This is a genomic window from Nocardioides sp. (genome assembly GCF_047607365.1).
GTDB lineage: Bacteria > Actinomycetota > Actinomycetes > Propionibacteriales > Nocardioidaceae > Nocardioides.
In genome coordinates this window covers 42,450-50,333 of record NZ_JASGDD010000057.1, presented here as the reverse complement: position 1 = coordinate 50,333, position 7,884 = coordinate 42,450, and the positions used below count along the sequence as shown (strand labels likewise).

Here is a 7,884-nt window from a genome sequence, read left to right as displayed (position 1 = left end):
CGCGCGCCCGCCGCCGCCAGCGCGGCGAATGCGAGGAGCGCGGCCCAGGCGAGCGGCCCCTGGCGTGAGGCGGGCACCACGTCGGCGTTCCAGATCCCCCCGAGGGTGAGCACGGCCAGGGGGGCGGGCAGGCCGTCGGAGGAGGTCGCGAAGGCGCGATACCCCTCCGCGCCGGCCGCGGCGCCGGCATGCGCGAGGCCCGCGACGACCCAGGGCGCGTTGACGATCGCGACCGCCGCCAGCACCCAGGCGACCCGCGGGCGCCGGACTCCGCCGGCTGCGACGGTCACGACCAGGACGGCCGCGCAGACCAGCCCCGCGTTGGCGCTGAGGCTGCCCGCGGCGAGTGCCGGGACCAGCCACCACGGCGCGCCGTCCCCGCGGGCGATCCGCCGGCCGGCGACGGCCAGCCACGGCACCATGCCGTAGCCGAGGAGCAGGGGCCAGTGGCCGATGCCGAGGCGCTCGACGACGAACGGGTTCCAGACGGCCAGCGTGGTGGCACACAGGCGCGCCGTCGTACGCGTGCCGACGAGGGCGGCCGCCCCGGTTCCGGCGGCGACGAGCGAGCCGAGCAGCACGAGCTTCTGCAGCAGCATGCCCGGGAGCAGCTCGTCGAGGGCGGCGACGACGGCGTCGGAGGGGACGGCTCGCGGCAGCGCGCTTCCCAGCCCCAGCACGTCCGAGCGGCCCAGCGCCAGGTCGGGCACCCACGCCATGTCGCGCTGCAGGACGTAGCCCGGGGCCAGGGCCGGGCCGAGCAGCAGCGCGCCGAGCACCACGCTCCAGGCCAGCGGCCACCATCTCCTCCGCACGCCGGTGACCCTAACCGGTCCCGGCCGCCCGCCACGCCCTAGGAGCCGGCAGGTCTGAGGCTTGAGGGCCTGGTCCCTGACGGCTGGATCCTGCTCGAGGTGAGCCCTTGGCTGCCCGAGTCCAGCCGGTTGCATCGAGCGGCGCCTGCGTGGTCACCGCCGGGTCACAGTGAGCCAATCACGTTCTCTCCTTCACGGAGGATGCTCGACCAAGCAGCTCGTAGGCATGTCACCTAGACGACGAAATTCCAACGGGTGTCAGTGTCGTGGGCCGTCAGTGAGCGTCTGACCGCGGTCGGACTAAGCCCAGCGCGACAGGATCACGCGGGCGCAGTCACCCTCCAGAAGTTGCCGCGAAGGGTGACTGCCACAGGCGTTAGCGATGTGCCAGCTTTTCGGTGAGGGCCCATGCGGCAACTGATGCCACGGTGAGGCCACCGGAGATGGGCCCAGAGTTGCTTACGTGGTTGCTGTCCAATACCCAAGCGACCACGAGCGCGGGGGTGAGGCATAAGAGGAATCGGACTCCGTAGGGGATTCGCCAATACCGGTCCATCACTTCGCCTTGCAGTAGGTCGAGTTGCTGCTGTGACCCGCATGGAGGATCACCTCAGGGTACCTCGTGTACGTCAGCGTGAAGCATTGCTTGTGGTTGTGAGCGGCCCGGAGGTTGTCGAGGATCCCGTTCGCATACAGGTTGCCGGCGAGGCCGCACAACGTGGCGCTGATTCCGCCGAGGCTGAGACAGGCCGCGGCGAAGATGCCACTGACGACGGAGCTCGACTGCCCCGAGTGATCTGCGAGCTTGTCGTACAACTTCTCTGTGTCGGCCTTCGTGAGGTACTTGGTGCAGGTGAACAAGCCACAGTCGTTGTAGGTGGGGTCTGCGACCACCGGGTACTGCGTGTCCTCGGAGGCGAGGACCGACTGAACGATCTGACCGTCGACTAACTCGAAGCTGGTGGGAACAGGCTGTCCGGTTGCGTCGGTCGCCCAGGGTGCCTCAATGTCGCCGAGCAAGCTGACACCGTCCGAGCCGATGACGTCGATGCCGCCGTCGGTCCTCAACCTCAGAGCGGCTCCCTCTGGGAGGCTCACGGGGCCCCATGTCGGCGTGGGCGGCCGCGGTCTGCCCGGTTGCCGTGCTCAGGACCCGTACATCGCAAAGACCACTTCGTTCAGACTCGGCGCGACACCAATACCGGCGTCTGGCGAGCGTCGGCAACGCCACGAGGCGCGTGCTGGGAGTGCGGGAAGCGTTCCGGAGCTTTCCGGACTGACCACTAGGCTCACGAGGTGAGCATCACCCTGGACCGCCTGCGGCAGCTTCTCGGCAGCGGCGGGATCATCGCCATCGCCGTCGTGGTGATGAACCTCAGCACGTACGGCTTCCAGATGATCGCGGCCCGCCTGGTCGGTCCCGCGCAGTTCGGCTCGATCGCGAGCCTCCTGGCCATCAGCCTCGTCGCCTCGGTGCTCATGCTCGGCCTCCAGGCCACGGCCGCGCGACGGATCGCGGCGAGCCCCGAGGAGGTCGACGAGGTCGAGCACGCCATCCTGGCGCTCGGCTGGCGCGCCTCCCTGGCCGTGGCGCTCCTGCTGGTCGCGCTCTCCCCGCTCGTCGAGCACCTGCTGCACCTGCGCAGCGTCTACCCGGCCCTGCTGCTCGCGGCGGGGACGCTGCCGATGAACGTCATGGGCACCCAGGCTGGGATCCTCCAGGGCGAGCGGCGCTGGCGCGAGCTGGCCGTCGTCTACCTCGCGGCGGGCGTCCCGCGGGTCGTGATCGGCGTGGTCGCGCTCGCCGTCCGGCCCACCGAGGGCTCGGCCATGGCCGCGGTCACCCTCGGCTGGATCGCCCCCTGCGCCGTCGGCTGGTGGTTCCTCACCCGCGGCCGCCAGGCCCGGGTGCGCCGTCTCGGCCGACCGGTCGCGCTGCGCGCGGTGTCGACCGAGGTGGCGCACAGCTCGCTCGCGCTGCTCGGCTTCTTCGCCCTGGCCAACGTCGACATCCTCATGTCCCGCCACGTGCTCACCACCCACGCCTCCGGCCTGTACGCCGGCGGCCTGATCATGACGAAGGCCGTGCAGTTCCTTCCCCAGTTCGTCTCGATCGTCGCCTTCCCGGCGATGTCGACCCCGCGCGAGCGCCGGACCGCGATGCTCCGCTCGCTCGCGGTGATCGGCGTCGTCGGCGCGGTCGCCGTGGCGGGGTCGATCCTGCTGTCGGGTCTCGCGATGACGTTCGTCGGCGGCGCGGAGTACGCGCCGATCGAGGGGCGGCTGTGGCTCTTCGCCATCATCGGCACGCTACTCTCCGCGCTCCAGCTGCTGGTCTACTCGGTGCTCGCCCGGCAGAGCCGCCGCTCGACCTGGCTGCTGTGGGCCGCCGTCGTCGTCGTGGTGGCCGTCGGATGGTGGCAGGTCGACACCATGGACGACGTGCTCGAGCTGGTCGTGCTCACCGACGGCGCCCTCTTCGCGGCGCTGCTGGGGCTGAGCCTGTGGACGATGCGCGGCGACGCGACCGGCGCCACCGCTCCCACCGACGGGGCCGGGGCGTCAGTGGGCGGCGTCGTGCCAGCTGCGGCCGGTGCCGACGCTCACGTCGAGCGGCACCCGTAGGTCCGCGGCGGCGCCCATCTCGCGGCGCACCAGCTCCTCGAGCGCGTCCCGCTCCCCCGCCGCGACCTCGAGCACCAGCTCGTCGTGGACCTGCAGCAGCAGCCGCGACCGCAGCCCCGCCTCCTCGATCGCCTCCTGGACGTGGAGCATCGCGACCTTGATGAGGTCGGCCGCCGAGCCCTGGATCGGCGCGTTGAGCGCCATCCGCTCGGCCATCTCGCGCCGCTGCCGGTTGTCGCTGGTGAGGTCGGGGAGGTAGCGCCGCCGCCCCATGATGGTCTCGGTGTACCCCGACCTCCGCGCCTCGGCGACGACGTCGGCGAGGTAGTCGCGGATGCCCCCGAAGGTGAGGAAGTAGTCGTCCATCAGCGCCCGGGCCTCGCCGGGCGAGATGCCGAGCTGCTGGGAGAGGCCGAAGGCCGACAGCCCGTAGGCCAGGCCGTAGTTCATCGCCTTGATCTTCGCCCGCTGCTCGGTGCTCACGGGCACGCCGTCGGGGACCCCGAAGACGCGCTGGGCGGTGATGGTGTGGAAGTCGCGGCCCGAGCGGAACGCCTCGATCAGCTGCTCGTCGCCCGACAGGTGCGCCATGATCCGCATCTCGATCTGGCTGTAGTCGGCGGTCATGAGGGACTCGAACCCGCCCCCCACGATGAAGCCCTTGCGGATCCGGCGACCCTCCTCGGTGCGGACCGGGATGTTCTGCAGGTTGGGCTCGGTGCTCGACAGCCGGCCCGTGGCGGCGATCGTCTGGTTGAACGTGGTGTGGATCCGGCCGTCGGCCTGGACGGTCTTGAGCAGGCCCTCGATCGTGACCCGCAGCCGGCCCGCCTCGCGGTGCCGCAGCAGGTGGAGCATGAACGGGTGCTCGGTGGTCTCGTAGAGCCACTGGAGCGCATCGGCGTCGGTGGTGTAGCCGGTCTTGGTCCGCTTGGTGCGTGGCATGTCGAGCTCGTCGAAGAGCACCACCTGCAGCTGCTTGGGCGAGCCGAGGTTGATCTCCTTGCCGATGACGTCGTACGCCGACTGGGCGGCCCGCCGGACCTCCTCGGCCAGCCGCGCCTCCTCCGTCTCGAGGTGGTCGACGTCGACCGCGATGCCGGTGCGCTCCATCTTCGCGAGCACCCCGATGAGCGGCTGCTCCATCTCGGTGAGCAGCACGGTGCCCCCGGCGCCCTCGAGCTGACCCGAGAGCGCCTCGGCGAGGTCGAGGACCGCACGGGCGTGCAGCATCGCCGCGCGCGCGGCGTCGCCGCCGAGGCCCTCGGAGGTGTCGAAGAGCGCCCCCTGGTCGGAGGCCTCCTCCTGGCGCAGCTCGCGCCGCAGGTAGCGCAGGGTGAGGTCGGCCAGGTCGTAGGACCGCTGGTCGGGCGCGACGAGGTAGGCGGCCAGGGCGGTGTCCATCCTCAGGCCCCGCAGGTCCCACTCCCCCTGCCCCCACAGCGCCTGGGCTGGCCCCTTGGCGTCGTGCAGCAGTTTCGGCGCGTCCGGGTCGGCGAGCCAGGCGCCGAGCGCCGCGAGATCCTCCGGTGCCGCGGTCTCCAGGGCGACGTACGCCGCCTCCGACCCGGTCGCGAAGGCGATGCCCTCGACGTGCCCCGTCCCCGAGCCCCAGCCGCCCCGCACGTGCACGGCCACGGCCTCGCCGGCCACGGCCCCGAGGAAGCCGCCCAGCTCCCCGGCGGCCAGCACCCGGCCGCCGACGTCGAAGCCCTCCTCGGCCTCCGGCTCCGCGTCGGCCGCGCCGCCCACCACGTCGAGGATGCGGGTGCGCAGCTCGCCGCGGAACTCGACGTCGTCGAGGAGCTCCAGCGCCGCCTGGCGATCCCACTCGGCCCGCGCGAGCTCCGAGGGACCGAGCGCGAGCGGCAGGTCGCGGACCAGCGCGTTGAGCCGGCGGTTGCGGATCACGTCGCCCAGGTGGGCGCGCAGCGACTCGCCCGCCTTGCCGGTGATCTTGTCGGCGTGGGTGACGACGTTGTCGAGGCCGTCGTAGGTCGCGATCCACTTGGCCGCCGTCTTCGGCCCGACGCCGGGGACGCCGGGGAGGTTGTCGCTGTCCTCCCCCACGAGGGCGGCCAGCTCGGGGTAGCGCTCCGGGGGCACGCCGTACTTCTCCTCCACGGCCGCGGGCGTCATCCGGGCCAGGTCGGAGACCCCGCGCATGGGGTAGAGGATCGTCGAGCGCTCGGTGACGAGCTGGAGGCTGTCGCGGTCGCCGGTGAGGACGAGCACCTCCATCCCCTCGTCGAGGGCCTGGGTCACGAGGGTGGCGATGATGTCGTCGGCTTCGTAGCCGTCGACCTTGAGGAACGGGATCCGCCAGGTGTCGAGCATCCGCTCGATCAGCGGCAGCTGGCTCTTGAACTCGTCGGGCGTCTTGTTGCGCTTCGCCTTGTACTCGCTGTACTCCGCCATCCGGAAGGTCTGGCGCGACACGTCGAACGCCACCGCGACGTGGGTCGGCTGCTCGTCGCGCAGCACGTTGGTGAGCATCGAGGTGAAGCCGTAGACGGCGTTGGTGTGCTGGCCGGTGGCGGTGGTGAAGTTCTCCACCGGGAGCGCGAAGAACGCGCGGTAGGCCAGCGAGTGGCCGTCGAGCAGCAGCAGGCGGGGGCGGGTCTCTCCGGACATCGTGACGACCCTATCTTGGGCGTATGACAGAACTGCCCGCCGAGATCAGCATCCCCGACTTCCTCGCCGCACTCCCCGAGGGCGCCGGCCGGCTCAACGAGACGATGGGCGTGGAGCTGCGGGAGATCTCCGCCCAGCGCGTGGTCGGCACGATGCCGGTGGAGGGCAACACCCAGCCCTACGGGATGCTGCACGGCGGCGCCTCGGTGGTGCTCGCCGAGACGCTCGGCTCGGTCGGCTCGGGCCTGCACGCCTACCCGCTCGGCAAGATCGCGCTCGGCGTCGACATCAACGCCACCCACCACCGCCCGGCCTTCCCCGGAACGGTCGTGACGGGCACCGCGACGGCGGTGCACCTCGGCCGGACCAGCGCCGTCTACGAGGTCGTCATCACCGACGAGGCCGGCAAGCGGGTCTGCACCTCGCGGATCACCTGCGCGCTGATCGACCCGCCCGCGTAGTCGATGCCTAGCCGGCCGACTGCGCCCGGCGGGCGCGGCGGGCGGCGAGCACCCGCTGCGGCCGGTAGCCCGGCACCCGCTGGCTCACCGGCAGCTGCTCGGTGAGCTTGTCCCGCAGCGCCTGGGTGCTGCCGAGCCGGAAGGTCACCGTCGCCGCCAGCCCGAGCCGGGCGAGGTAGCGGTTGGCGTCGCGGGAGCCGCTCGGCGCGCCGCCCGTGACGTGCGCGATGCCGTTCTCCTCCGCCCACGTGGTCGCGGCGTCCATGAGGGCGTGGCCGACCCCCTTGCGACGGAAGCCGCCGACGACGTACGGCGCCACCAGCTGCACCACCGGGGTGAGGTTGAGCGGGGTGACCGTCGAGATCCGCATCAGGACCGCTCCGGCCGGCTCGCCGTCGTACTCGGCGACGACGATGCGCTCCTGGCCGGACTCCGCGGCGTCGCGGATCAGCGTGTCGATGTCGGTGACCTGCTCCTGCGCGTCGGCCCGCCGGAGCAGGTCGTGCCACAGGCCGGCCAGGAACACGGCATCCTCCGGCCTGGCGTCGCGCAGCGCCACCAGCATCCGGGTCATGCGGCTGTTCATGTGGGGTGTCAGCCTCTCGTGTGCGTCTCGTGGAGTCGCGCTCAGCCCCCGAGATAGGCCTTGGTGATCTCCGGGTCGTTGCGGAGCTCGCGCGCTGCGCCCTCCAGTTTAAGCGTGCCGGACTCGAGCACATAAGCCCTGTCGGCGATGCTCAGGGCGGCCCGGGCGTTCTGCTCGACGACCATGACCGTGGTGCCCGACTCGCGGATCCGCCGGATGGTGGCGAAGATCAGGTCGACCAGCACCGGCGCGAGGCCCATGGACGGCTCGTCGAGGAGGAGGAGCTTGGGCCGGCACATCTGCGCACGCGCCACGGCGAGCATCTGCTGCTCGCCGCCGGACATCGTGCCGGCCTTCTGGTGCAGCCGCTCGCGCAGGCGCGGGAAGAGCTCCAGCATCGCCTCCATGTCCTCGGCGACGGCCTCCTTGTCCTTGCGCAGGAAGGCGCCCAGGTCGAGGTTCTCCGCCACGGTCATCCGCGGGAAGATCCTTCGCCCCTCGGGCGACTGCGCGATGCCGAGCGTCACGATCTTGTCCGCCGCGACGCCGTCGATCCGCTTGCCCTGGAAGGTGATCTGCCCCTTCTTGGGCCGGAGCAGCCCGGAGATGGTGCGCAGCGTCGTCGACTTACCGGCGCCGTTGGAGCCGATGAGGGTGACGATCTCGCCCTCGTTGACGGTGAGGTCCAGTCCCTTGACCGCGGCGATGTTGCCGTAGGAGACGTGGACGTCCTTGAGTTCCAGCATCGGTTCGTCCTCAGTCC

At 71.4% G+C, this 7,884-nt stretch carries 6 protein-coding genes and 1 pseudogene; 2 read left to right on the top strand and 5 right to left on the bottom strand.

Going from position 1 to position 7,884, the window contains the following annotated elements:
• A pseudogene (locus tag QM572_RS05220) lies at positions 1-815 on the bottom strand (hypothetical protein); the annotation flags it as partial.
• A 555-nt stretch (positions 816-1,370) separates the two neighbouring features.
• Positions 1,371-1,913, bottom strand: a complete 543-nt coding sequence (locus QM572_RS05215) for a hypothetical protein (RefSeq protein WP_415090771.1) — start codon at positions 1,911-1,913, stop codon at positions 1,371-1,373.
• A gap of 198 nt (positions 1,914-2,111) precedes the next feature.
• On the opposite strand from QM572_RS05215, the gene QM572_RS05210 reads away from it, so the two are divergent.
• Positions 2,112-3,440: a lipopolysaccharide biosynthesis protein gene (locus QM572_RS05210; protein ID WP_415090769.1), complete on the top strand. Its 1,329-nt coding sequence runs from the start codon at positions 2,112-2,114 to the stop codon at positions 3,438-3,440.
• Here QM572_RS05210 and polA read toward each other — a convergent pair.
• Positions 3,378-6,074, bottom strand: a complete 2,697-nt coding sequence (polA, locus tag QM572_RS05205; RefSeq protein ID WP_415090766.1) for a DNA polymerase I — start codon at positions 6,072-6,074, stop codon at positions 3,378-3,380. The two genes, QM572_RS05210 and polA, sit on opposite strands and share 63 nt — an antisense overlap.
• A gap of 23 nt (positions 6,075-6,097) precedes the next feature.
• Here polA and QM572_RS05200 point away from each other — a divergent pair, with 23 nt between their 5' ends.
• Complete coding sequence (locus QM572_RS05200; RefSeq protein WP_415090764.1) at positions 6,098-6,535, top strand: PaaI family thioesterase; 438 nt, start codon at positions 6,098-6,100, stop codon at positions 6,533-6,535.
• A 7-nt stretch (positions 6,536-6,542) separates the two neighbouring features.
• On the opposite strand, the gene QM572_RS05195 is transcribed toward QM572_RS05200, so the two are convergent.
• Entirely contained in the window at positions 6,543-7,121 is a 579-nt protein-coding gene (locus tag QM572_RS05195; RefSeq protein ID WP_415090762.1) for a GNAT family N-acetyltransferase, read from the bottom strand.
• 41 nt (positions 7,122-7,162) lie between these two features.
• Positions 7,163-7,867 carry an ABC transporter ATP-binding protein gene (locus QM572_RS05190; protein ID WP_415090760.1) on the bottom strand — a complete coding sequence of 235 codons (705 nt, stop codon included), beginning with the start codon at positions 7,865-7,867 and terminating at the stop codon, positions 7,163-7,165.
• Positions 7,868-7,884 lie beyond the last annotated feature (17 nt).